Source organism: Nocardioides sp. S-1144 (assembly GCF_005954645.2).
Taxonomy (GTDB): domain Bacteria; phylum Actinomycetota; class Actinomycetes; order Propionibacteriales; family Nocardioidaceae; genus Nocardioides; species Nocardioides dongxiaopingii.
This window is the reverse complement of sequence record NZ_CP040695.2, coordinates 4,229,299-4,254,269: the sequence shown is the minus strand read 5'-3', so window position 1 is coordinate 4,254,269 and position 24,971 is coordinate 4,229,299. Positions and strand designations below refer to the sequence as shown.

The 24,971-nt window shown below is 72.0% G+C and carries 22 protein-coding genes; 17 read left to right on the top strand and 5 right to left on the bottom strand.

Annotated elements, in window-relative coordinates; all coding sequences use genetic code 11:
• Window positions 1–15 precede the first annotated feature (15 nt).
• The 5 genes from FE634_RS20045 to FE634_RS20025 all read left to right on the top strand — a co-directional run bounded on the left by FE634_RS20045 (window position 16) and on the right by FE634_RS20025 (window position 4,331).
• A complete protein-coding gene (locus FE634_RS20045) occupies window positions 16–867 on the top strand; it encodes an amino acid ABC transporter permease (RefSeq protein WP_137295523.1) in 852 nt (283 codons plus the stop codon).
• Window positions 864–1,619, top strand: a complete 756-nt coding sequence (locus tag FE634_RS20040; RefSeq protein ID WP_137295522.1) for an amino acid ABC transporter ATP-binding protein — start codon at window positions 864–866, stop codon at window positions 1,617–1,619. Before FE634_RS20045 ends, FE634_RS20040 begins: the two co-directional genes overlap by 4 nt.
• A gap of 175 nt (window positions 1,620–1,794) precedes the next feature.
• Entirely contained in the window at window positions 1,795–3,270 is a 1,476-nt protein-coding gene (locus FE634_RS20035; protein ID WP_148240914.1) for a flavin-containing monooxygenase, read from the top strand.
• Between the two features lie 94 nt (window positions 3,271–3,364).
• The gene (locus FE634_RS20030) at window positions 3,365–3,559 is read left to right on the top strand and encodes a CsbD family protein (RefSeq protein WP_138876914.1); all 195 of its coding nucleotides are present in this window, start codon (window positions 3,365–3,367) and stop codon (window positions 3,557–3,559) included.
• An 82-nt stretch (window positions 3,560–3,641) separates the two neighbouring features.
• Window positions 3,642–4,331, top strand: a complete 690-nt coding sequence (locus FE634_RS20025; RefSeq protein ID WP_138876913.1) for a type II CAAX endopeptidase family protein — start codon at window positions 3,642–3,644, stop codon at window positions 4,329–4,331.
• Window positions 4,332–4,337: 6 nt separating this feature from the next.
• Here the strand turns inward: FE634_RS20025 and FE634_RS20020 are convergent, their stop codons facing one another.
• Window positions 4,338–5,219 carry an NAD(P)H-binding protein gene (locus tag FE634_RS20020; protein ID WP_262347500.1) on the bottom strand — a complete coding sequence of 294 codons (882 nt, stop codon included), beginning with the start codon at window positions 5,217–5,219 and terminating at the stop codon, window positions 4,338–4,340.
• Window positions 5,220–5,418: 199 nt separating this feature from the next.
• Here FE634_RS20020 and FE634_RS20015 point away from each other — a divergent pair, with 199 nt between their 5' ends.
• On the top strand, window positions 5,419–6,906 hold the full coding sequence (locus FE634_RS20015) for a DEAD/DEAH box helicase (protein ID WP_262347499.1): 1,488 nt from the start codon (window positions 5,419–5,421) through the stop codon (window positions 6,904–6,906).
• Window positions 6,907–6,985: 79 nt separating this feature from the next.
• Here the strand turns inward: FE634_RS20015 and FE634_RS20010 are convergent, their stop codons facing one another.
• Window positions 6,986–7,684, bottom strand: a complete 699-nt coding sequence (locus FE634_RS20010; RefSeq protein ID WP_262347498.1) for a MerR family transcriptional regulator — start codon at window positions 7,682–7,684, stop codon at window positions 6,986–6,988.
• A gap of 125 nt (window positions 7,685–7,809) precedes the next feature.
• Here FE634_RS20010 and FE634_RS20005 point away from each other — a divergent pair, with 125 nt between their 5' ends.
• Entirely contained in the window at window positions 7,810–9,021 is a 1,212-nt protein-coding gene (locus FE634_RS20005) for an acetyl-CoA C-acetyltransferase (protein ID WP_138876910.1), read from the top strand.
• Between the two features lie 29 nt (window positions 9,022–9,050).
• Window positions 9,051–11,261, top strand: a complete 2,211-nt coding sequence (locus tag FE634_RS20000) for a 3-hydroxyacyl-CoA dehydrogenase NAD-binding domain-containing protein (RefSeq protein WP_138876909.1) — start codon at window positions 9,051–9,053, stop codon at window positions 11,259–11,261.
• Between the two features lie 183 nt (window positions 11,262–11,444).
• Here the strand turns inward: FE634_RS20000 and FE634_RS19995 are convergent, their stop codons facing one another.
• Both FE634_RS19995 and FE634_RS19990 read right to left on the bottom strand, forming a co-directional pair.
• On the bottom strand, window positions 11,445–11,834 hold the full coding sequence (locus FE634_RS19995; RefSeq protein WP_138876908.1) for a hypothetical protein: 390 nt from the start codon (window positions 11,832–11,834) through the stop codon (window positions 11,445–11,447).
• 69 nt (window positions 11,835–11,903) lie between these two features.
• A complete protein-coding gene (locus FE634_RS19990; protein WP_148240913.1) occupies window positions 11,904–13,238 on the bottom strand; it encodes an aminotransferase-like domain-containing protein in 1,335 nt (444 codons plus the stop codon).
• 123 nt (window positions 13,239–13,361) lie between these two features.
• Here FE634_RS19990 and FE634_RS19985 point away from each other — a divergent pair, with 123 nt between their 5' ends.
• The 9 genes from FE634_RS19985 to FE634_RS19945 all read left to right on the top strand — a co-directional run bounded on the left by FE634_RS19985 (window position 13,362) and on the right by FE634_RS19945 (window position 23,603).
• Entirely contained in the window at window positions 13,362–14,201 is an 840-nt protein-coding gene (locus FE634_RS19985; RefSeq protein ID WP_246060906.1) for a nitrilase-related carbon-nitrogen hydrolase, read from the top strand.
• Between the two features lie 11 nt (window positions 14,202–14,212).
• The gene (gene hydA, locus FE634_RS19980) at window positions 14,213–15,652 is read left to right on the top strand and encodes a dihydropyrimidinase (protein ID WP_137295182.1); all 1,440 of its coding nucleotides are present in this window, start codon (window positions 14,213–14,215) and stop codon (window positions 15,650–15,652) included.
• 37 nt (window positions 15,653–15,689) lie between these two features.
• Window positions 15,690–16,718, top strand: a complete 1,029-nt coding sequence (locus FE634_RS19975) for a TIGR03842 family LLM class F420-dependent oxidoreductase (RefSeq protein WP_138876906.1) — start codon at window positions 15,690–15,692, stop codon at window positions 16,716–16,718.
• Between the two features lie 7 nt (window positions 16,719–16,725).
• Window positions 16,726–17,664, top strand: a complete 939-nt coding sequence (locus FE634_RS19970; protein ID WP_137295184.1) for an ABC transporter permease — start codon at window positions 16,726–16,728, stop codon at window positions 17,662–17,664.
• Window positions 17,661–18,584, top strand: a complete 924-nt coding sequence (locus FE634_RS19965; protein ID WP_137295185.1) for an ABC transporter ATP-binding protein — start codon at window positions 17,661–17,663, stop codon at window positions 18,582–18,584. Before FE634_RS19970 ends, FE634_RS19965 begins: the two co-directional genes overlap by 4 nt.
• Window positions 18,581–19,369: an ABC transporter permease gene (locus tag FE634_RS19960; protein WP_148240912.1), complete on the top strand. Its 789-nt coding sequence runs from the start codon at window positions 18,581–18,583 to the stop codon at window positions 19,367–19,369. Before FE634_RS19965 ends, FE634_RS19960 begins: the two co-directional genes overlap by 4 nt.
• Before the next feature lie 65 nt (window positions 19,370–19,434).
• The gene (locus tag FE634_RS19955; protein ID WP_138876903.1) at window positions 19,435–20,589 is read left to right on the top strand and encodes an ABC transporter substrate-binding protein; all 1,155 of its coding nucleotides are present in this window, start codon (window positions 19,435–19,437) and stop codon (window positions 20,587–20,589) included.
• Window positions 20,590–20,719: 130 nt separating this feature from the next.
• Window positions 20,720–22,081, top strand: coding sequence for an aspartate aminotransferase family protein (locus FE634_RS19950; RefSeq protein WP_138876902.1), 1,362 nt, complete (start codon window positions 20,720–20,722; stop codon window positions 22,079–22,081).
• A gap of 13 nt (window positions 22,082–22,094) precedes the next feature.
• Window positions 22,095–23,603, top strand: coding sequence for a CoA-acylating methylmalonate-semialdehyde dehydrogenase (locus tag FE634_RS19945; RefSeq protein ID WP_138876901.1), 1,509 nt, complete (start codon window positions 22,095–22,097; stop codon window positions 23,601–23,603).
• A gap of 751 nt (window positions 23,604–24,354) precedes the next feature.
• Here the strand turns inward: FE634_RS19945 and FE634_RS19940 are convergent.
• Window positions 24,355–24,912 (bottom strand): hypothetical protein, encoded by a 558-nt coding sequence (locus FE634_RS19940; protein WP_138876900.1) that lies wholly within the window; start codon window positions 24,910–24,912, stop codon window positions 24,355–24,357.
• Window positions 24,913–24,971: the final 59 nt, after the last annotated feature.

Sequence of the window (24,971 nt, the reverse complement as noted above, 5' to 3'; positions counted from 1 at the left end):
CGCCGTGAGCCTCGCGTGACCGAGGCCTGGGTCCCGAGCAGGCGCGAGCTCGACCGGCGCGACGTCCGGCGGCGCCAGCGGCTGGTCTCGGTGCTGGTCGCGACGATCACCACGCTGGTCGTGTTCGGCCTGGCCGCCGCCGTCGTGCTGTCCTCGCCGGGCTGGCCGACGGTGCGGGAGACCTTCTTCGACTGGCACCACGCGAAGGAGTCCTTCCCGTCGGTGCGCGACGGGTTCTGGATCAACGTCAAGCTGTTCCTGATCTGCGAGCCGATCATCCTGGTGCTCGCGCTCGGCGTCGCCCTCGCGCGCAGCGCGCGCTCCGCGTGGCTGGTGCCGGTCCGGCTGGTCGCGGCGTTCTACACCGACGTCTTCCGGGGCATCCCGACGATCCTGCTCGTCGTGCTGCTCGCCTTCGGCATGCCCGCGCTCGGCCTGCAGGGCGTGCCGAACAGCGCCCTCTTCTGGGCCGGGGTCGCGCTCGTGCTGTCCTACGGCGCCTACGTGGCCGAGGTCTTCCGATCCGGCATCGACTCCATCCACCCCTCGCAGGTCGCCAGCGCCGAGGCGCTGGCCCTGAGCCGCTCGCAGACGCTGCGCTTCGTCGTCGTCCCGCAGGCGGTGCGGCGGGTGCTGCCGCCGCTGCTCAACGACTTCGTCTCGCTGCAGAAGGACACCGCCCTGGTCGCGGCGGCCGGCATCTTCGACGCCGTCTTCGCCGCCCGCGACTACGGCAACTACAACTTCAACTACACCCCGCTCGTCGTCGTCGCGTGCTTCTTCATCGTCATGACCGTGCCGCTGGCCCGGTTCACCGACTGGCTGCAGCGCCGCCTCGCCGAGCGCGAGAGGGCCGGTGCCCGATGACCGAGCCGACCACGGACCGCCCGCTGCTCGAGGTCGAGGGCCTGCGCAAGTCCTACGGCGACCGGCTGGTCCTCGACGACGTGTCGCTCACCGTCCAGCCCCACGACGTCGTCTGCCTGATCGGCTCCTCCGGGTCGGGCAAGTCGACGCTGCTGCGCTGCCTCAACCTGCTCGAGGACGTCGACGACGGCGTCATCCGCTTCGACGGCGGCGAGATCGCCGACCCCCGCGTCGACCCCCGCGTCGTGCGCCGCCGGATCGGGATGGTCTTCCAGGCCTACAACCTCTTCCCCCACCTGAGCGTGCTGGAGAACTGCGTCCTCGCGCCGCGCCGCGTGCACGGCGTGGCCCGGGGCGAGGCCGAGCAGCGCGCCCGCGACCTGCTGGAGACCTTCGGCCTGGCCGAGCACGTCGAGAAGTACCCCGACCGCCTCTCCGGGGGCCAGCAGCAGCGCGTGGCCCTGGTGCGCGCGCTCTGCACCCGCCCGGACCTGCTGCTGCTCGACGAGATCACCGCCGCCCTCGACCCCGAGCTGGTCGGCGAGGTCCTCACCAACGTCCGCGCGCTCGCCGAGGCCGGCACCACGATGGTGCTGGCGACCCACGAGATGAGCTTCGCCCGCGAGGTCGCCACCAAGGTCTGCTTCCTCCACCAGGGCCGCATCCTCGAGGAGGGCCCGCCCGCGCAAATCTTCAGCGACCCGCGCGAGGACCGCACCCGCCAGTTCCTCCGCCGCGTCCTCCCGGCCTGAGGGCGTCGCGGGCGGCGAGCCGGCGTGAGCGCCGAGTCGGCGTGAAGTGCAAGTCGAATCGCGCCGAGTCGGCGTTCGTGCTCAACGCGAACGCCGACTCGGCGCGGGGTGGCGTTGCTCACAGACCACTGCTGAATATCTGTCAACAAGCGCCGATCCCGGCTACCGTCGGGACATGAGCACTCCTGCGTCCTCCTCGAGCACCGCCGGCACCGAGGTCGAGCACGTCGACGTCCTGGTCGTCGGGGCCGGGCTCAGCGGCATCGGCGCGGCGTGCCAGGTGCGGGCCGGGCACCCCGGCCGCACGGTCGCGGTCCTGGAGTCGCGCGACGTCAGCGGCGGCACGTGGGACCTGTTCCGCTACCCCGGCGTCCGGTCCGACTCCGACATGTTCACCTTCGGCTACCGGTGGCGGCCGTGGCCCAGCGACACCGCCCTCGCCGACGGGGCGCTCATCCTCGACTACCTGCGCACCGTCGCGCAGGAGCGCGGCGTCGACAAGCTGATCCGCTACCGCTACCGCGTCACCTCGGCGGCGTGGAGCAGCGAGACGGCCCGCTGGACCGTCGGGATCGAGCACGACGGCGCCGAGCTGACGATGACCTGCGACTTCCTGTGGGGCTGCACCGGCTACTACGACTACGAGGAGGGCCACCGGCCCGCGTTCCCGGGCGAGGAGTCCTTCACCGGCCAGGTGGTCCACCCGCAGTTCTGGCCCGAGGACCTCGACCACGCCGGCAAGGACGTCGTCGTCATCGGCTCGGGCGCCACCGCGGTCACGCTGGTGCCGTCGATGGCCGAGACCGCCGCCCACGTGACGATGCTCCAGCGGACGCCGACCTACATCCTCCCGCAGCCCGACCGCGACCCGCTCGCCGTCGCCCTGCGCCGCGTCCCGGAGAAGGTGCGCTACCCGATCGTGCGGTGGGCCAACGTGCTCAAGCTGGTCGGCAACTACCAGCTCTCGCAGCGCTTCCCCGACCAGGCGAAGAAGCTCGTGCGCCGCTTCACCGAGCCGCAGCTGCCGGAGGGGACGTCGTACGACGAGCACTTCCAGCCGCCGTACAACCCGTGGGACCAGCGCCTGTGCGTCGTCCCGAACAGCGACCTCTTCAAGGCGCTGCGGGCCGGCACCGCCTCGGTCGTCACCGACACGATCGAGACGTTCACGCCCACCGGCATCCGCACGACGTCGGGCCGCGAGCTCGACGCCGACGTCGTCGTCACCGCGACCGGCCTCAAGCTCAAGCTGTTCGGCGGCATCGACGTCACCGTCGACGGCGTGCCGTTCGTGCCGAGCGAGACGATGTCCTACAAGGGCCTCATGCTCAGCGGGGTCCCGAACTTCGCCTTCACCGTCGGCTACACCAACGCGTCCTGGACGCTCAAGGCCGACCTGGTGGGCGAGTACGTCGTCCGGCTGCTGGCCCACATGGACCGGCACGGCCTGCGCACGGTGGTGGCGGTCCGTGACGACTCCGTGGGCGAGCGGCCGTTCATGGACCTGGCCTCGGGCTACGTGCAGCGCGCGCTGGCCGGGCTGCCCCGGCAGGGCGACCGCGCGCCGTGGATGCTCAAGCAGAACTACCTCGTCGACCTCCGGGCGATCCGGCGCGGCGCCATCGACGACGGCGTCCTGTCGTTCGGCTGAGCCCGGGCTGAGCCCGGCTGAGCCCGGCCGCGCCAGGGGCGCACGGCCCCGAGGGGTGAGCCCGCGGCCTTGGGCCGCGTGGTTCCCTGGAGGTATGGGAATCGACGACAAGCTGAGCAACAAGGCCGAAGAGCTCAAGGGCAAGACCAAGGAGGGCGCTGGCCGGGCGACCGGTGACGAGCGCCTCGAGGCCGAGGGCAAGGGCGATCAGTCCTCCTCGAAGGTCAAGCAGGCCGGCGAGAAGGTCAAGGACGCCGCCAAGGACGTCAAGGACGGCCTGACCAAGTAGGTCTGAGCCCCCACCCCACGATCATCCTCACCCCTCCTCGCTACCGTGACGCGTCCGTAGCCGGGGAGGGGTGAGTGCTGTGGTGAGGCAGTGGATCGAGCGGTCGCTGTGGGACGTCGTCCCCCGCGACCACCGCGACGAGCCGCGCGCGCTGCGCCGGCGTCAGCTGGTGACCTGTGGCTTCGTGCTGCTGGGCGCCATCGTCCTGGGCACGCTGCTCCGGCTCGAGCAGGGCAGCGCCATGTTCGTGGTGATGTCCTTCGTGCTCGCCGGGGTGTGGACCGTGGGCGCCTTCGCGTCCGGCCCGCTGCACCTCGGCCGGATCGCGGCCAAGGACATGGAGGTGCGCCCGATCGTCCAGCCGCTGCTCATCGGGGCCGCGCTGGCCGGGATCTTCGTGGTCGGTGCGCTCATCGTCCGCGAGATCGACCCGCTCGCCGAGCAGATCCGCAACGTGCTCGGGTTCGCCAGCGAGGGCTACCTGCCGGTGCTGGTGATCGTCACGGCGGTCAACGGGGTCGCCGAGGAGCTCTTCTTCCGCGGGGCGGCCTACGCCGCCATCACCCGCCACCCGGTGGCGTGGACGACGCTCGCCTACACGATCGCCACGGCCGCGACCGGCAACGTGATGCTCGCCTTCGCCGCGATCCTGCTCGGGGTGATCGTCGGTCTCCAGCGGCGCGCCTCCGGCGGCATCCTGGCGCCGATCCTGACCCACTGCACCTGGTCGCTGACGATGCTGTTCGCCCTGCCTGCGATCTTCGGCGTCTGAGCCGGTTCAGCTCTCCTCGAGCGCGCGGCGCACCGACTCCTGGTAGGCGATCGGCCGGCCCGGCACGATCTCGTCGATCGCGTGGTCGGAGACGATCACCTCGGTCGACATCGAGTCGATGAGGTTCTTCGCGGTCGTGGTGTCGACGTCGGTGACGAAGGCGATCCAGTGCGAGCTGAGCGAGGGCGTCAGCACCGGCACCTTCACGATCGGCAGCCGCCGGCCGAGGATGACCTCGGCGGCCTGCTGCATCATCTCCAGGTACGTCAGCTGCTCGGGGCCGCCGATCTCCAGCACCCGGCCGGCGGCGGCGTCGTTGTCGATGACGCCGTCGAGGTAGCGCACGACGTCGTCGATCGCGATCGGCTGGGTCTTGGTGCTGACCCACTTCGGGACCACCATCGCCGGCAGGTTCTTGACCAGCTGGCGGGTGATCTCCCAGGAGATGCCGCCGGCGCCGACGACGATCGCGGCGCGCAGCACCGTGACCGGCACGCCGCCCTCGGCGAGCTTGCCCTCCACCTCGCGGCGCGAGCGCAGGTGCGGCGACAGGTCGTCGTCGTCCTCGCCGAGGCCGCCGAGGTAGACGATCTGGCGGACGCCGCACTCGGCGGCCACGCGACCGAAGGTCTGCGCCGCCTCAGCGTCCTTGCGCTCGAAGTCCTTGTCGTCGAGGGAGTGCACGAGGTAGACCGCCACGTCGACGCCGGTCAGGGCCTGGGTGAGCGAGGCGGCGTCGTGGACGTCGCCCCCGACGGGCTCGCCGGGGCCGTCGTACTTCTCGGGTCGGCGGGTCATCGCGCGCACGGCGAGGCCGCGGTCGAGGAGGACGGGGACGAGGCGACGTCCGACGAAGCCGGTCGCGCCGGTGACGAGGACGGTGGGCACCCTCACACCCTAGGGAGGTCCAGGGATGTGTGGGTTCACCCCACCAGCCACTAGAGTTGGGTCCAGCAGCCCGTCAAGTCTTGCCTCGGGCTCCCGCGCAGGACCGTCCGGCCTCGAGCCGTGGACCGGCGCCCCTCCTCGTGAGGCACATGCTTCTCCATCCCGCCGCCGGCGGGACAGCTTGGTGAGACACACCAACGTGAGTGATCTTTCTGTGACCCAGAACCACCAGTCCTCCTTCGCTGCCCTCAAGGTGCCGGCCGACCTCGTCGCCGTGCTCAACGCCCAGGGCATCACGATCCCGACCCCCATCCAGGCCGCGACGCTGCCCGACTCGCTCGCCGGCCGCGACGTCCTCGGCCGGGGCCGCACCGGCTCCGGCAAGACCTACGCCTTCCTGCTCCCCGTGGTGGCGCGCCTGGTCGCGTCGAACCGCACGGCGGCGCCGGGCAAGCCCCGCGCGCTGATCCTGGCGCCGACCCGCGAGCTCGTCGGCCAGATCCACGAGGCCCTCAAGCCGCTGGCCGCGACCAACGGCCTCTCGACGATGACCATCTTCGGCGGCGTCGGCCAGAACCCGCAGGTGGCGAACCTGCGCCGCGGTGCCGACATCGTGCTTGCCTGCCCCGGCCGGCTCGAGGACCTCATCGGCCAGGGCCACTGCAACCTCGGCAACGTCGAGGTCACCGTGCTCGACGAGGCCGACCACATGGCCGACCTCGGCTTCCTGCCCGCCGTGCGCCGCATCCTCGAGCGGACGCCGAGCAACGGTCAGCGCCTGCTCTTCTCCGCCACGCTCGACAACGCGATCGACGTCCTGGTGAAGAAGTTCCTGCACTCGCCCGTGGTCCACGAGGCCGACTCGGCGCAGTCGCCGGTCTCCAAGATGGACCACCACGTGCTGCACATCGGCCGCGAGAGCCGCATCCCGGTGCTCGTCGACCTCGCCTCGGCCCCCGGCCGCACGGTCGTCTTCACCCGCACCAAGCACGGCGCGAAGGCGCTGGCGCGCCAGCTCAACAAGAGCGGCGTCCCGTCGGTCGACCTGCACGGCAACCTGAGCCAGAACGCGCGCACCCGCAACATGGAGGCCTTCCACTCCGGCCAGGCCACCACGCTGGTCGCGACCGACATCGCGGCCCGCGGCATCCACGTCGACGACGTCGCGCTCGTCGTCCACGCCGACCCGCCGACCGAGCACAAGGCCTACCTGCACCGCTCGGGCCGCACCGCCCGCGCCGGTGCCGCCGGCACCGTCGTCACGCTGATGACCGACGAGCAGGTCCGCGACGTCCGCCAGCTCACCCGCGCCGCCGGCATCAAGCCGACGACGACCAAGGTGACCGGCGCCTCGCACCCGATGCTGGCCACGCTCGCCCCCGGCGAGCGGGTCCTCGTGCCCGGCGGCCTCACCCTCGACGTCCCGACGTCCTCCCCGCAGCGCTCCTCGAAGCCGAAGTCCTCGGGCAACGGCGGCGGCGGCAACGGCGGGGGCAACGGCGGGGGTCGCGGTCGCGGCCGCTCCGGCGGCGGTCGCTCCGGCGGCCAGGCGTCCGCGGGCGCCGGCAGCAAGCCGGCCGGCTCCTCGAACCGCAACCGTCGCCGCTCCGGCGGCTCCTCGACCGGTTCGTCGACCGGTTCCTCGAGCGGCGGCCACTCCGCCGCGTCGTTCTCGTCCCACCGCTGATCGGTCGACCCGTCAGTGATCACTGACGGGTCGATCAGGATCCGCCGCCGACCCGTCAGTGATCACTGACGGGTCGGCGTCATTTCGTGGTGGCGGTGCGGGCCGCCCGCGCCACGGCGGTCTCGTAGGCCGTCACCAGGCCGCCGACGGAGAGCGGCTTGAGGCTCTCCATGACCTCCTGGAAGCGCTCGGACTCGTCGGCGCCGTACAGCGGGGCGAGCTGCTCGGTGATGACCTGGTGCAGCTCCTCGGCCATCTGGCGCCCGTGGGACTGGTAGACGTCGCGGGCGGCCTCGGCGACCGCCCGGGGAAAACCCAGCTCGAGCAGCTGGACGCCGATGCCCAGCTGCGTGCGCGCGACCAGGAACCGGTCGGCGCGCACCCGGACGATGCCGAGCGCGACCAGCGTGGCGACGTCCTCCTCGGAGAGGTCGCGGCCGGCGCGCTGCTCCAGCTCCGAGCGCTCCATGTCGACCGGGAGGTCGGACTGCCACGGCGCGAGCATGGTGCGGGCCAGGGCGATGTCCTCCGGCTCGGCGTCCGCGGGGAGGGCGGAGACGTAGCGCTCGATCGCCGAGAGCGTGAAGCCGTGGGCCTGGAGCTCGAGCACGAGCTCGATCCGGGCGACGTGCTCACCGGAGTAGTAGCCCGAGCGGCCGTGCCGGATCGGCGGCGGCACCAGGCCGCGCGAGGTGTAGAAGCGGACGTTGCGCACGGTGAGGCCGACCCGCGAGCAGAGCTCGTCGAGGGTCATCAGCCCGTCCAGCGGCGCGTCCACGCGACGTGACCCCTCTCACTCGGTGGTCTGGTGACCACTCCTTGACGATACTGACAGTATTGGTGTCACAATCGTGACAGCGCAACACCGCGGCACCACATCACCTCGATCGACAAGGACGGGTCATGGCAGAAGCATTCGTGTACGACCACCTGCGCACTCCGCGCGGCAAGGGCAAGGCGGCCGGCTCCCTCCACGAGGTCAAGCCGATCGACCTGATCGTCGGCCTCCTCGAGGAGGTCCGCACCCGCAACCCCGGCCTCGACCCCACGCGCGTCGACGACGTCGTGCTCGGCGTCGTCTCGCCGCTCGGTGAGCAGGGCGGCGACATCGCCAAGACCGCCGCGCTGGCCGCCGGCTACCCCGAGACCGTCGCCGGCGTGCAGCTGAACCGCTTCTGCGCCTCCGGCCTCGAGGCCGTCAACCAGGCCGCCGCCCGCATCCGCGGCGGCATGGAGGACCTGATCCTCGCCGGTGGCGTCGAGTCGATGAGCAACGTCGCGATGGGCTCCGACGGCGGCGCGTGGGCCCAGGACCCGGCCACCGCGCTGACCACCGGCTTCGTCCCGCAGGGCATCGGCGCCGACCTGATCGCCACGATCGAGGGCTGGACCCGCGACGACGTCGACACCTACGCCGCCGAGTCGCACCACCGCGCCGCGAAGGCCTGGGCCAACGGCTACTTCGGCGACGCCGTCGTGCCGGTGCGCGACCGCAGTGGCCTGGTCATCCTCGACCACGACGAGACCGTGCGCCCCGACACCAGCCCCGAGGGCCTGGCCGGCCTGCGCCCGAGCTTCGCCCAGATCGGTGCCGACGCCGGCTTCGACGACGTCGCGCTCGAGAAGTACCACTGGATCGAGAAGATCGACCACGTCCACCACGCCGGCAACTCCTCCGGCATCGTCGACGGCGCCGCGCTGATGGCGATCGGCACCGAGGAGATCGGCGTCCAGCTCGGCCTGACCCCGCGGGCCCGCATCGTGTCGATGGCCGTCAGCGGCGCCGACCCGACGATCATGCTCACCGGCCCCGCGCCCGCGGCCCGCAAGGCGCTCGGCAAGGCCGGCCTCGAGGCGAAGGACATCGACCTCTGGGAGATCAACGAGGCCTTCGCCGCCGTCGCGATGCGCTTCATGCGCGACATGGGCATCTCCCACGAGATCACCAACGTCAACGGCGGCGCCATCGCGATGGGCCACCCGCTCGGCGCGACCGGCGCGATGATCCTCGGCACCCTCATCGACGAGCTCGTGCGCCGTGACCAGAAGCGCGGCCTGGCCACGCTCTGCGTCGGCGGCGGCATGGGCATCGCCACCGTCGTCGAGATCGTCTGACCAGGACCAGGACAGGAAGCCACGAACCGATGAGCACCACCACCGAGACCCAGACCGCCGTCCGCTACGACAAGGACGCCGACGGCATCGTCACCCTCACCCTCGACGACCCCAACCAGTCGGCGAACACCATGAACCAGCTCTACGTCGACTCCATGAAGGCGGCCGTCGACCGCCTCGAGTCCGAGCTGGCCGCCGACGAGTCGAGCATCAGCGGCGTCATCGTCGCCAGCGCGAAGAAGACCTTCTTCGCCGGCGGCGACCTGCGCGACATGACCCGGGCGACCAAGGACGACGCCGCGAGCGTCTTCGCGACGTCCGAGAGCGTCAAGCGCGACCTGCGTCGCCTCGAGCGCCTGCCCAAGCCGGTCGTCGCGGCGATCAACGGCGCCGCGCTCGGCGGCGGCCTCGAGATCGCCCTCGCCTGCAACCACCGCATCGCCGTCGACGGCCCGAAGGTCGTCCTCGGCCTGCCCGAGGTCAGCCTCGGCCTGCTGCCCGGCGGCGGTGGGGTGACCCGCATCGTGCGGATGCTCGGCCTGCAGGACGGGCTGATGAGCGTGCTGCTCGAGGGCAAGCAGTTCAAGCCCCCGGCCGCGCTCAAGGTCGGCATCGTCGACGAGCTCGTCGCGAGCCAGGACGAGCTCCTCCCGGCCGCGCGGGCGTGGCTGAAGGCCAACCCCGAGGCCGCGCAGAACCCCTGGGACGCCCCCGGCTACAAGATGCCCGGCGGCAGCCCGAAGTCGCCCGCGCTGGCGGCGTTCCTGCCGGCGTTCCCGGCGCTGCTGCGCAAGCAGACCAAGGGCGCCGTCTACCCCGCCGCCCGCGCGATCCTCAGCGCCGCGGTCGAGGGCGCCAGCCGTGACTTCGACACCGCCAGCCGGATCGAGTCGCGCTACCTGACGAACCTCGTGGTCAACCAGGGCTCGAAGAACATGATCCAGGCGTTCTTCTTCGACCTGCAGGCCATCAACTCCGGCAAGCTCCGCCCCCAGGGCATCGAGCCGTGGCGGGCGACCAAGGTCGGCGTCCTCGGCGCCGGGATGATGGGCGCCGGCATCGCCTACTCCTGCGCCCGCGCCGGCATGGAGGTCGTGCTCAAGGACGTCTCCGACGAGAACGCCGCGAAGGGCAAGGCATACTCCGAGAAGCTGCTCGACAAGGCCGTCGCCAAGGGGCGCTCGACCGAGGAGCAGAAGAACGAGCTGCTGGCCCGGATCACCGCGACCGGTGACCCGGCCGCGCTGGCCGGCTGCGACCTGGTCATCGAGGCCGTCTTCGAGGACCCCGCGCTCAAGGCGAAGGTGTTCGCCGAGGTCGCCGAGCACGTGAACCCCGACGCGCTGCTCTGCTCCAACACGAGCACGCTGCCGATCACCGAGCTCGCCGAGGGCGTCGACCGTCCGGCCGACTTCATCGGCCTGCACTTCTTCAGCCCGGTCGACAAGATGCCGCTGGTCGAGATCATCAAGGGCGAGAAGACCTCCGACGTGGCGCTGGCGAAGGCCTACGACGTCGTCCAGCAGATCCGCAAGACGCCGATCGTCGTCAACGACAGCCGCGGCTTCTACACCTCCCGCGTCATCGGCTTCATGGTCAACGAGGGCATGGCGATGCTCGCCGAGGGCGCGTACCCGTGGAGCATCGAGCGGGCCACCACCCAGGCCGGCTACCCGGCCCCGGTGCTCCAGCTCTCCGACGAGCTCAACCTCGAGCTGATGGCCAAGATCGGCAAGGCCACCCGCGAGGCGACCGAGCGCGACGGCGGCACCCACGTCGAGCACCCGGGCAACGTCGTCGTCGCGAAGATGCTGGACGCCGGCCGCGCCGGCCGCCTGCGCGGCGCCGGGTTCTACGACTACGACGAGGCCGGCAGGCGGACGTCGATCTGGTCGGGCCTGGCCGAGCTGTTCCCGGTCTCGGACACGCAGATCCCGTTCCAGGACATGAAGGACCGGATGATGTTCGCCGAGGCGCTCGAGACCGCCAAGTGCTTCGAGGAGGGCGTCATCGAGTCGGCGGCCGCCGCCAACATCGGCTCGATCATGGGCATCGGCTTCCCGCCGATGACCGGTGGTGCGGCGCAGTTCATGACCGGTTACGAGGGTGCCGACGGCGAGATCGGTCTCGCGGCGTTCGTCCGCCGGGCCGACGAGCTCGCCGCCACCTACGGCGACCGGTTCGCCCCCACCCCGTGGCTGCGCAACCTCGCCGAGACCGGCGGCTCCTTCCCCGCCTGACCCCTGACCCCGCTCCACCCCGCCGACCCGTCAGTGATCACTGACGGGTCGGCGTGGTTTCGCAGGTGACCCGTCAGTGATCAGCGACGGGTCGGCGTCGTTCTGGGGGTGACCCGTCAGTGATCAGCGACGGGTCAGCGGGGTGGTGGGGGTGACCCGTCGCTGATCAGCGACGGGTCGCGCTCAGCAGCGGCCGACGTCGTCCATCGGGACGTAGCCGCCGCGGTCGCCGCGGGCGTCACCGGTACCCACCGAGATGCCCCCGGTGGAGAAGACCGACCGCACCGGGCTGATCGCACCGGCGGCGGCGCGGGTGTCGACCCACCGGGTGCCGGCCCGGTTGCCGAGGTGCGCCCGGTGCCAGTGGTCGCCCCCGCGGTTGTCGACCCGGACCCGCACGGTCCACCCGCCGGGCGCTGGCGTCTTGCACACCTGCGTCCTCGCGCCGTGGAGGCGGTCCATGGTGTGCCAGGTGGTCGCGGCCTGGGCCGGGGCCGGCAGGGACAGCAGGGCACCCGCCAGGACGGCGGGGACGCCGAGGCGGAGGAACGTCGTGACCGGGGCTCTGTTCATGGCGCCCAGGATGCCATCCACGACGGTGCGGCGACGACCGAGTCCGGCGCCCACGAGCCCCACCGGCACCTACCGGGCCCGCGCCGCCCCCGCCAGGTGGGCTGCGACGTCGGGGGCGTCGTCGGGGGTGACCAGGCCGGTGGTGACCCGCACGTGGGCGGTCTCGGCGTCGTGGTCGGCGGCGAGGAACGCCGAGCCGGCCGCGACGCGGATGCCGGCGGCGGCGAGGTGGACGGCGGCCGCGCGCTCGTCGGCGACCGGGAGCCAGAGGTTGATGCCGTCGGGCGCGACGACGTCGAGGCCGTGCCCCGCGAGCGCGTCGGCGATCGCGTGCTGGCGGCCGAAGTACTGGCGCCGCGCCTCGGCGACCTCGTCCATCGACTGCGACGAGGTGAGCAGGTCGAGCAGGATCGTCTGGAGCATCCGCGAGGTCCACGACGGACCGAGCATCCGGCGCGCGACGATCCGGTCGACCAGGTGCGCCGGCCCGCCGAGGGCCGCGATCCGCAGGTCGGGTCCGTGGGACTTGGAGTAGGAGCGCACGTGCACCACCCGGTCGGGCAGCCAGGTGCCGAGCGAGACGTCGGGCGAGGTCGAGATGGCGCCGGAGTGGTCGTCCTCGACGATCCACGGGACGTCGTCGCCGAGCCGGCGCAGGACCCCGGCGAGGGCGCGGGCCCGGGCCGGGGTCATCGCACCCCCGGTGGGGTTGTGCGCCCGCGACTGGAGGACGACGGCGACCGGCTGGCGCGCGAGGGCCCGCCGCAGCGCGTCGACCCGCACGCCGGACCCGTCGAGCGCGACCGGCACGACCTCGGCACCGAGCGCCTCGACGAGGTCGAAGAACGGCGGGAAGCCGGGCGACTCCAGCACCACGCGGTCGCCGTAGGAGACGACCTGCTCGAGGGTGCGGGCGACGCCGTCGGTGGCGCCGTCGACCACGGTGATCGTCTCGGCGACGTAGGGCCAGGTCGGCGCCAGCGCCGCGCGCAGCGCGGGCAGCACCGGCTCGTCGTGGTAGGCCAGCGTCGCGGCGCTGGCCGAGACCCGACCGAGCGCCGGACCGAGCGAGGGCAGCAGCAGCGGGTCGGGCGTGCCGCGCGACAGGTCGAGCCGGAGCCCGTCGGGACCCGCGCCGACCAGGCCGCGCACCCGCGGGCTGAGCCAGGCGGTCGGGGCGTCGCTGACGTAGGTGCCGGCCCGCCCGCGCGAGACGACGAGGCCGGTGCGGCGCAGCGCCTGCCACGCCGCGCTCACCGTCGCCGGTGACACGCCGAGGTCGGCGGCGACGTCGCGGACGGTCGGCATCCGGTCTCCCGGGGCCAGCTCGCCCGCCCGGACGGCGCGGCTGACGGCGCCCGCGATCGCCTGCGGAGTCCGCTCGTCCAGTTCGGAGAAGTCCACGCCAGATCCTTGACACGAGCGTAACGATCGCGAAATGTTCAGGCACCAGGATAACAGAGTTCACGGATCTGGAACGTCCTGCAGCACCCGAACCCGAGCCCCGCGGAGGACCCGTTGACGATCGTGAAGGCCGCCATCAGCCAGACCACCTGGACCGGTGACAAGGAGTCGATGCTCGACAAGCACGAGCAGTTCTCGCGCGACGCGGCCGCGCAGGGCGCCCAGGTCATCAGCTACCAGGAGCTCTTCTACGGGCCCTACTTCGGGATCACCCAGGACCAGAAGTACTACCGCTACGCCGAGCCGGCCGACGGCCCCATCGTGCAGCGCTTCGCCGCCCTGGCCAAGGAGCTCGGCATGGTGCACGTGCTCCCGATCTACGAGGAGCAGCAGACCGGCGTCTACTACAACACCGCGGTCGTCGTCGACGCCGACGGCACCGTGCTCGGCAAGTACCGCAAGCACCACATCCCGCACCTCGACAAGTTCTGGGAGAAGTTCTACTTCCGTCCCGGCAACCTGGGCTACCCGGTCTTCGAGACCGCGGTCGGCAAGGTCGGCACCTACATCTGCTACGACCGCCACTTCCCCGAGGGCTGGCGCGAGCTGGGCCTGAACGGCGCCCACATCGTCTTCAACCCCAACGCCACCAAGCCCGGCCTCTCCAACCGGCTGTGGGAGGTCGAGGGCCCGTGCGCGGCCGTCGCCAACGGCTACTTCGTGCTCCAGCCCAACCGGGTCGGCCTCGAGGACAACGAGTACGGCGACGAGGCGGTCGACTTCTACGGCACCAGCCAGGTCATCGACCCGCGCGGCAACTTCGTCGGCGAGCGCGGCTCCTCCGAGAAGGAGGAGCTGCTGGTGCGCGACCTCGACATGGACCTGGTGCTGCAGATGCGCGACGACTGGCAGTTCTACCGCGACCGTCGTCCCGACTCCTACACCCACATCGCGCAGGCGTGAGGAGCGACGACGTGAGCACGCTCCTCATCACCGGCGGCACCGTCGTCAGCTCCACCGGCCGCTCGCGCGCCGACGTCCTCGTCGACGGCGAGCGGATCGTCGCCGTCCTCGAGCCCGGGTCGAACCTGCTCGGCACCGACCTGGCGGCGAGCGTCGACCGCGTCGTCGACGCGACCGGGAAGTACGTCATCCCGGGCGGCATCGACGCCCACACCCACATGCAGCTGCCGTTCGGCGGCACCGAGGCCAGCGACACCTTCGAGACCGGCACCACGGCCGCGGCGTGGGGCGGCACGACGAGCATCATCGACTTCGCCGTGCAGAAGACCGGTGAGGCGGTCGAGACCGGCCTCGAGGCCTGGCACGAGAAGGCGCGCGGCAACTGCGCGGTCGACTACGGCTTCCACCAGATCATCGGCGGCGTCGACGAGCAGTCGCTCAAGGCGATGGAGACCCTGCTCGACGAGGGCATCAGCAGCTACAAGCTGTTCATGGCCTACCCCGGCGTCTTCTACTCCGACGACGCCCAGATCCTCAAGGCGATGCAGAAGGCCGCCGAGCTGGGCCTGCTCACGATGATGCACGCCGAGAACGGCCCGGCGATCGACGTCCTGGCCCAGCAGCTGCACGACCAGGGCAAGACGACGCCCTACTTCCACGGCATCGCCCGCGCCTGGCAGATGGAGGAGGAGGCCACGCACCGCGCGATCATGCTGGCCGACCTCACCGAGTCGCCCCTCTACGTCGTCCACGTCAGCGCCAAGCAGGCCGTCGACCAGATCGCCGCCGCCCGCGACCGCGGCCGCAACGTGTTCGGCGAGACCTGCCCGCAGTACCTCTACCTCTCCCTCGAGGAGCAGCTCGGCGCCACCGGCGACCCGGCCTGGGGCGAGTTCGAGGGCGCCAAGTGGGTCTGCTCGACGCCGCTGCGCTCGCGCGCGGAGGGCCACCAGGACGCGATGTGGCAGGGCCTGCGCACCAACGACCTCCAGATGGTCTCCACCGACCACTGCCCCTTCTGCATGAAGGACCAGAAGGAGCTCGGCCGGGGCGACTTCCGCGCCATCCCCAACGGGATCGGGTCGGTCGAGCACCGGCTCGACCTGATGTACCAGGGCGTGGTCACCGGCGAGATCACCCTCGAGCGGTGGGTCGAGCTCACCTCGACCACGCCGGCGCGGATGTTCGGCCTGCACGGCACCAAGGGCGTCATCGCCCCCGGCGCGGACGCCGACATCGTCGTCTACGACCCGGCCGGCCACACCTCCATCGGGGTCGGCAAGACCCACCACATGAACATGGACCACAGCGCGTGGGAGGGCTACGAGGTCGACGGTCACGTCGACGTCGTGGTCAGCCGCGGCTCGGTCCTCGTGTCCGACGGCGAGTTCCACGGCCGCGCCGGACACGGTCGCTACCTCAAGCGCGGCCTCACCCAGTACCTCGTCTGACCGACTCGGGTCCCGAACCACCGAACAAGGAGCACTCATGGACTTCGGCGTCGTCCTGCAGACCAACCCGCCCGCCTGGCGCACCGTCGGCCTCGCCAAGCAGGCCGAGGAGCACGGGTTCGACTACGTGTGGACCTTCGACTCGCACCTGCTGTGGCAGGAGCCCTACGTCATCTACTCGGCGATCCTCGCCGCGACCAACCGGGTCGTCGTCGGCCCGATGGTCACCAACCCCGCCACCCGCGACTGGACCGTGACGGCGTCGGTGTTCGCCACCCTCAACGAGATGTACGGCAACCGGACGGTCTGCGGCATCGGCCGCGGCGACTCGGCGGTGCGCGTGCTCAACGGCAAGCCGACCACCCTCAAGGACGTCCGCGAGGCCACCCACGTCATCCGCGAGCTGTCGAACTGCCGCTCGGTCGACGTCAACGGAACCACCCTGCAGTTCCCCTGGGCGCGGTCCTCCGAGCTCGAGGTGTGGATCGCGGCGTACGGGCCGCTGGCGCTGAAGACGACCGGCGAGGTCGGCGACGGCTTCATCCTGCAGCTGGCCGACGTCGACATCGCGACGTGGATGATCGGCGCGGTGCGCAAGGCCGCCGCGGACGCCGGGCGCGACCCCGACGCGATCACCTTCTGCGTGGCGGCGCCGGCCTACGTCGGCGCCGACACCCCCGAGGCCCTGGCCCACATGCGCGAGCAGTGCCGCTGGTTCGGCGGGATGGTCGGCAACCACGTCGCCGACATCGTCGCCAAGTACGGCGACGGCGGCGACGTCCCGCAGGCGCTCACCGACTACATCAAGGGCCGCGAGGGCTACGACTACAACTCGCACGGCAAGGCCGACAACGACCACGTCGACTTCGTGCCCGACGAGATCGTCGACCGGTTCTGCCTGCTCGGCACCGCCGAGGACCACATCGCCAAGCTCGAGCAGCTCAAGGCGATCGGCGTCGACCAGTTCGCGGTCTACCTCCAGCACGACAACAAGGAGGAGACGCTGCGCCAGTACGGCGAGACCATCATCCCGGCCCTGCGCGAGCACGTGACGGCGAAGGCCTGAGGGCCCGATGTCGAGCACTGCTCAGACGAGCGCGGCACCCGGGCTGGTCAGCGCCCGCCCGCGGCTGGTCACCGGCGCCTGGCCGGTGCTGCGCTCGGCGCTGCTCGGCGTCCTCGGGCTGGTCGCCGCCGCCGGGGTGTGGGAGGCCTACAAGGCGCTCGCCCCCGAGGACGGCGTCCTGGTCGGCGAGAACCGCGTGCTGCCGCGCACGACCGACCTCTCCATGCCGCACGTGTGGGACATGTTCCAGCGCCTCGGGGAGCCGGTCACCAGCATGCCGGGCGCCGAGCCGCTGTGGCAGGTCGTCGGCGACGCCGTCGTGGTCTCCCTCAAGGTGGCCGCGGCCGGCTGGGTGGTCGGCACGGTGGTCGGGCTGCTGCTCGCGCTGCTGATGTCGAGCCTGCGGGTGGTCGAGTGGGGGCTGCTGCCCTGGATCGTGCTCAGCCAGACCGTGCCCCTCATCGCCTTCGCGCCGATGGTCCGCAGCTGGGGCTCGCGCATCGAGATCGGCGGCTGGGAGTGGGAGCCGTGGATGTCGGTGGCGCTGATCGCCAGCTACCTGGCCTTCTTCCCGGTCGCGGTCGGGGCGCTGCGCGGGCTGCAGGCCTCCGACCGGATCCACACCGAGCTGATGCACACCTACGACGCCGGCTGGTGGGCGACGCTGCGCCGCGTGCGCGCACCGGCCGCCGTCCCCTACCTGCTGCCGGCGCTGCGCCTCGGCGCCGCCGGTGCCGTCGTGGGCACGGTCGTGGCCGAGGTCTCGATCGTCTACCCCGACGGCATCGGCCGGATGCTGGTCCAGTTCGCCGGCCAGGCCTCCGGAGACCCCGAGAAGGCGTGGGCCCCGATCTTCGGCGCCGTCGTCCTCGGCCTGGTGGCCGCCGGCTTCGTGGCGCTGCTCGGGCTGCTGCTGCGCAACTACCGACGTGGAGAGGCTTCATGAACACCCCGGACCCCCAGCCCGCACCCACCCTCGCCAAGGACGGCGGCGAGGACCCCGCCGCGCGCACGCCCGCGGCGACGTCAGGACCCACCGGCGCCTCGACCGCGGCGCCGTTCGGCACCGTGGACGCCGTCCGCGTCGCCGGCGTGACGAAGACCTTCGGCACCCGCAAGAACCAGGTGACCGCGCTCTCCGAGGTCGACCTGACGGTCCGGGCGGGCGAGTTCATCGCCCTCATCGGCCCGTCCGGCTGCGGCAAGTCGACGCTGATGCGGGTGGTCGCCGACCTGGAGCAGCCCACCGGCGGCACCGTCGAGGTGTTCGGCAAGACCGCCACCCAGGCCCGCAAGGACCAGGACTACGGCATCGCCTTCCAGCAGGCCGGGCTGCTGCCGTGGCGCTCGGTCGCCGGCAACATCGCCCTGCCCCTCGAGCTGCACGGCGCGTCCCGCTCCGAGCGCAAGCAGCGGGTCGCCGAGCTGGTCGAGATGGTCGGCCTCACCGACTTCGCCAAGTCGCGGCCCGACCAGCTCTCCGGCGGCATGCAGCAGCGCGTGGCCATCGCCCGGTCCCTGGCCGAGCGCCCCCGGCTGCTGCTGATGGACGAGCCGTTCGGTGCGCTCGACGAGATGACCCGCGAGCGGATGCAGGCCGAGCTGGCCCGGATCTCGGTCGAGACGGGCGCGGCGGTCGTCTTCGTGACCCACTCCATCCCGGAGGCGGTCTTCCTGGCCGACCGGGTCGTGGTGATGTCGGCGCGGCCCGGCCGGATCACCGAGGAGGTCGTCACCGGCATCGGCCGCGACGTCGTCCGCGACCAGCGGCTGCGCGAGGACCCGGCGTTCTTCACCAAGGTCACCGAGGTGCGCGAGGCCCTGCACGGCGCCCCGGTCGCCTCGAGCGGCGCGGAGGAGCGGTGACCTCGCCCACCACGCCGGTGGCGCACGTCGCCCGGGTCGTCGCCCCGCTGGTGGTGGGGGCGCTGATCGTGGGGCTGTGGCAGTTCCTGGTCTCGGTGGTCGAGGTGTCGCCCTACCTGCTGCCCGGCCCGCAGGAGATCTGGGGCGAGCTGCGGGACAACTCCGAGGCGGTCCGCGAGGCGTTCTGGATCACCGGGCGCAACGCCCTGATCGGCCTGGTCTTCGGCACCGTGGTCGGGATCGTGCTGGCCGGCCTGGCCGCCTGGGCGCGGGTCGTCGACGGGATGCTGGCCTTCGCGGTGGCCGCGCTCGCCGTCGTCCCGATCGTCGCGCTGGCGCCGGTGCTCAACTCGATGTACGGCGCCGACAGCGAGTACGGCCGCCGCGCCATCGCCGCCATCGCGGCCTTCGTGCCGGTCTACGTCAACACCGTGCGCGGCCTGCGGCAGACCACGCCGCAGCACCGCGACCTGATGCACTCCTACTCGGCGTCGGGGTGGCAGACCTTCCGCTCGCTGACCCTGCCGTCGGCGGCGCCGTTCGTCATCACCGGGATCCGGGTCGCCAGCTCGCTGGCCGTCATCTCCGCCCTGGTCGCGGAGTACTTCGGCGGTCCGCGCGGCGGGCTCGGCAGCTTCATCTCCACCTCCGCCGCCACCAGCGCCTACGCCCGTGCCTGGGCCTACGTGGTGGCGGCCATCGTGCTCGGACTGGTCGCGTACGTCGCCACCGTGCTGCTCGAACGACTCGTGCAGTGGCGCCTGCCGACCGGAGGCGCCCGCTGAGACGCCACCACCGCCTCGCAGCGTCGCGGGGCGGGACCGCTCACCGCTTGTCGAAAGGAACACACATGTTGAAGACCATGCGCCGCAACCTCGCGGTCGCGGCGACGCTGGTGACGGCCTCGGCCATGCTCACCGCCTGTGGAGGGGACGACGGGGACGACGGCGGCGGTGGCGGTGGCGGCGGCGGTGGCGGCACGACCGAGGTCACCCTGCAGCTGCAGTGGCTGCCGCAGGCCCAGTTCGCCGGCTACTACGCTGCCGTCGAGCAGGGCTTCTTCGCCGACGAGGGCCTCGACGTGACGATCGAGCCGTCCGGCGGCGACATCGTGCCGCAGGACGCCCTGGCCGCCGGCGACGCCGACTACGCGATCGCCTGGGTGCCGAAGGTGCTCGGCTCGATCGAGCAGGGCGCCAACCTGACCAACGTCGCCCAGATCTTCCAGCGCTCCGGCACCCTCCAGGTCTCGATGGCCGACTCCGGCATCGAGTCGGTGGCCGACTTCGAGGGCAAGCGGATCGGCTCGTGGGGCTTCGGCAACGAGTGGGAGATCTTCGCCGCGATGGCCGCCGAGGGCCTCGACTCGGAGTCGGTCGAGATCGTCACGCAGGACTTCAACATGAACGCCTTCCTGCAGGGCGACATCGACGCCGCCCAGGCGATGACCTACAACGAGTACGCCCAGCTGCTCGAGACGCCGAACCCCGACACCGGTGAGCTCTACACCGCCGACGACTTCAACGTCATCAGCTACGAGGACACCGAGGGCGCCATGCTCCAGGACGCCATCTGGGCCGACACCGAGCGCCTCGAGAGCGACGACGAGTACGCCGACACCACGGTGAAGTTCCTCAAGGCCGTCATCAAGGGCTGGGCCTACGCCCGCGACAACGTCGAGAGCGCCGCCGAGACCACCATCGCGGCCGGCTCGAGCTGGGGTCCGACCCACGAGCTGTGGATGGCCAACGAGACCAACAAGCTCATCTGGCCGGCCGACGCCGGCATCGGCGTCATCGACCAGGCCGCCTGGGACCAGACCGTCGAGGGTGCGCTGGCCGCGGTCAACGAGCAGGGCCAGAACCTGATCACCGCCGAGCCGCCGGCCACGGCCTACGACAACACCTACGTCGAGCAGGCCATCGAGGAGCTCGGCGACGAGGTCGACACCACCGGTGCCGACTACAGCCCGATCGAGGTCACGCCCACCGAGGGCGGGAGCTAGGCACCACGTGCGGGTGGGCCCGGCCCCGGCCAGGCCCACCCGCACCCTGGTCCCCACCCGGCACGACCCGACGCCACCCGGCACGACCCGGCACGACCCCCGACGACCCCGACCAGGAGAACCGACGACGATGACGGCGACCCAGCACCCCACGACCGCTCCCGGTGAGGGCGCGGACCTCGACGCCCGCACCAAGTCCCTCGACAGGAACCACGTCTTCCACTCCTGGTCCGCGCAGGGCGCCCTCGACCCGATGGTCGTGGCCGGCGGACTCGGCTGCCACGTCTGGGACCACGCGGGCAACCGCTACCTCGACTTCTCCAGCCAGCTGGTCAACGTCAACATCGGCCACCAGCACCCGAAGGTGGTCGCGGCGATCCAGGCGCAGGCGGCGCAGCTCGCGACGATCGCCCCGGCGACCGCGAACCTCACCCGCGGCGAGGCCGCGCGACGGATCATCGAGCGCGCGCCCGCGGGTCTCGACAAGGTCTTCTTCACCAACGGCGGCGCCGACGCCAACGAGAACGCCATCCGGATGGCGCGCCTCCACACCGGCCGCGACAAGGTCGTCTCGACCTACCGCTCCTACCACGGCAACACCGGCGCGGCCGTCGTCGCGACGGGCGACTGGCGCCGGGTGCCCAACGAGTACGCCCGCGGGCACGTGCACGTCTTCGGCCCCTACCTCTACCGCAGCGAGTTCTGGGCGACCACGCCCGAGGAGGAGAGCGAGCGCGCGCTCCGGCACCTGCGCCGGGTCGTCGAGAGCGAGGGCGCCTCGTCGGTGGCCGCCGTCCTGCTCGAGACGATCCCCGGCACCGCGGGCATCATGGTGCCGCCGCCGGGCTACCTCGCCGGCGTCCGCGCGCTGTGCGACCAGCACGGCATCGTGATGATCCTCGACGAGGTGATGGCCGGGTTCGGCCGGGCCGGGGAGTGGTTCGCGCTCGACGCCTTCTCCGAGCTCGACGGCCACGGTCCCGACCTGATCACCTTCGCCAAGGGCGTCAACTCCGGCTACGTGCCGGTCGGCGGGGTCCTCATCAGCGACGCGATCGCCGCCGACTTCGACGAGACCGTCTTCCCGGGCGGGCTCACCTACTCCGGCCACCCGCTCGCCGCCGCCTCGATCATCGGCGCCCTCGACGCCATGGAGGAGGAGGGCATCGTCGCGAACGCCCGGCGCATCGGGGCCGAGGCCATCGGGCCCGGCCTGGCCGAGCTCGCCGAGAAGCACCCGGTCGTGGGCGAGGTCCGCGGGCTCGGCGTGTTCTGGGCCGTCGAGCTGGTCGCCGACCGCGACACCCGGGCCCCCGTGCCGCCGGCCCTGATCGGCCTGGCCAAGAAGGAGTGCATGGCCCGCGGGCTGCTGCCCTTCGCCGCCGACAACCGCCTCCACGTGGTGCCGCCGTGCGTGGTCACCGACGACCAGGTCGCCGAGGCCATGGCGGTCTACGACGACGTCCTCACCATCCTCGACCGCGAGATCTGAGAAGGAACCACCGATGACCGACCTGCCTGTCCTCGACCACTGGATCGGCGGCTCCCTCGCCGCCGGCACCTCCGACCGCACCGGGCCCGTCTACGACCCGGCCCTCGGCGAGGTCACCAAGCACGTCCGCTACGGCTCGGCCGACGACGTCGACGCCGCGGTCGCCACCGCACGCGCGGCGTTCGCGGGCAAGGGCGGCTGGGGCCGCTCCTCGATCGCCAAGCGGCAGACGGTGATGTTCGCCTTCCGCGCGATCCTCCACGAGCGCCGCGACGAGCTCGCCGCGCTGCTCACCTCCGAGCACGGCAAGGTGCTCAGCGACGCCGCCGGCGAGGTGGCCCGCGGGATCGAGGTCGTCGAGTTCGCCTGCTCGATGCCGCACGTCAGCAAGGGCGCCTACTCCCAGTCGGTTTCCACCGACGTCGACGTCTACTCCATCAAGGAGCCGCTCGGCGTCGTCGGGATCATCAGCCCGTTCAACTTCCCGGCCATGGTGCCGATGTGGTTCTTCCCGCTGGCGATCGCGACCGGCAACACCGTCGTCCTCAAGCCGTCGGAGAAGGACCCCTCGGTCGCCAACTGGCTGGCCGCCGCGCTCACCGAGGCCGGCCTGCCCGACGGCGTCCTCAACGTCGTCCACGGCGACAAGGAGGCCGTCGACCGCCTGCTCGTGCACCCCGACGTCGCCTCGATCTCGTTCGTCGGCTCGACGCCGATCGCACGACACGTCTACGAGACCGGCACCCGCCACGGCAAGCGGGTCCAGGCCCTCGGCGGCGCGAAGAACCACATGCTCGTGCTGCCCGACGCCGACCTCGACCTGGCCGCCGACGCCGCCGTGAACGCCGGCTTCGGCTCGGCCGGCGAGCGCTGCATGGCGATCTCGGTGCTGCTCGCCGTCGACCCGGTCGGCGACGAGCTGGTCGCCAAGATCCAGGAGCGGATGGCGAACCTGGTCACCGGCGACGGCCGCAAGGGCGCCGACATGGGGCCGCTGATCACCCGCGAGCACCGCGACAAGGTGGCCGGCTACCTCGAGGTGGCCGCGACCGACGGTGCCTCCGTCGTCGTCGACGGGCGCGGGGTGGAGGCCGACGGCGCGGCCGACGGCTTCTGGCTCGGCCCCTCCCTGGTCGACCACGTGGCGACCACCTCGACGGTCTACACCGACGAGATCTTCGGCCCGGTGCTCTCGATCGTCCGCGTCGCCTCCTACGCCGAGGGCCTCGAGCTCATCAACAGCGGCCAGTTCGGCAACGGCACCGCGATCTTCACCAACGACGGCGGCGCCGCCCGCCGGTTCCAGCAGGACGTCGAGGTCGGCATGATCGGCATCAACGTCCCGATCCCGGTGCCGGTCGCCTACCACTCCTTCGGCGGCTGGAAGGCCTCGCTGTTCGGCGACTCCAAGGCCTACGGCCCGGCCGGCATGGACTTCTTCACCCGCGAGAAGGCCGTCACCTCGCGCTGGCTCGACCCGAGCCACGGCGGGCTGAACCTGGGGTTCCCGCAGAACGAGTAGGCGTCGCCGTCGGTCCTCCGGTGGTCGAGCCGCGGGGACCGAGTGACCGCGAGTCGAGGCCTCCGGGGTGTCGGGTGGTCTCGACTCGGCTCGCTGACGCTCGCCGGCTCGACCAGCGGGGTGCTCGCTGGCGCTCGCCGGCTCGACCGGCGGGGTGTCGCGGGTCCTCCGGTGGTCGAGCCGCGGGGACGGAGTCACCGCGAGTCGAGACCTCCGGGGTGTCGGGTGGTCTCGACTCGGCTCGCTGACGCTCGCCGGCTCGACCGGCGGGGTGCCGCGGGTCCTCCGGTGGTCGAACCGTGGGGACGGAGTCACCGCGAGTCGAGACCTCCGGGGTCTCGGGTGGTCTCGACTCGGCTCGCTGGCGCTCGCCGGCTCGACCGGCGGGGTGCCGCGGGTCCTCCGGTGGTCGAGCCGTGGGGACGGAGTCACCGCGAGTCGAGACCTCCGGGGTGTCGGGTGGTCTCGACTCGGCTCGCTGGCGCTCGCCGGCTCGACCGGCGGGGTGCCGCGGGTCCTCCGGTGGTCGAGCCGGGGACGGAGTCACCGCGAGTCGAGACCCCCGGGGTGTCGGGTGGTCTCGACTCGACCAGCGGGGTGCCGCGGGTCCTCCGGTCATCGAGCCGCGGGGACGGAGTCACCGCGAGTCGAGACCTCCGGGGTCTCGGGTGGTCTCGACTCGGCTCGCTGACGCTCGCCGGCTCGACCAGCGGGGTGCTCGCTGACGCTCACCGGCTCGACCGCCGGAGTGTCAGGCGGTCGCGCAGCGGTCCTGGGCGTCGAGGAGCGCGGTGGCGGCGGCGCTGTCGGAGCGGCCGGTGAGGGTGTCGACCAGCGCGGCGGGCACGTCGCCGGGCGGCACCGCGGCGTCGAGGCAGCGCAGGAAGGCCGCGGCGTCGAGATCCCCGGCGAGGCCCGCGCCGCGGGCGGCGGCGACCCGGTAGTCGACGCAGCCGGTGAAGGCGTCGACCCACGCACCGGCGACGTCGACGTCGAGCACCGGCAGCGTCTCGACGACCTGCCCCTTGTCGTCGACGACCTCGGCGGCGACAAGCTCGTCGAGGCTGACGGCGTCGAGCAGCGCGTCGGCGAAGCACCCGCCCTCGGCGAGGACGTCGGCCGGGGCCGGGTCGGTCGCGTCGCCGGCGTACAGGTCGACGAGCCCGGCGCGGACGACGTCGGGCTGGGCGTCGTGGTCGTCGGTCTGGTTCAGGTCGGCGTCGCACCCGCCCAGCACGAGCGTCGCGAGCCCGGTGAGCGCCGCGAGCGCCGGCAGCCGCACGGCGACGGGATGACGAGCGGTGCGCACGCGGCCGATCATCCCACGGGGGCCTCCCGCGACCGGGCGCCGCCCGTTAGCGTGCCCGA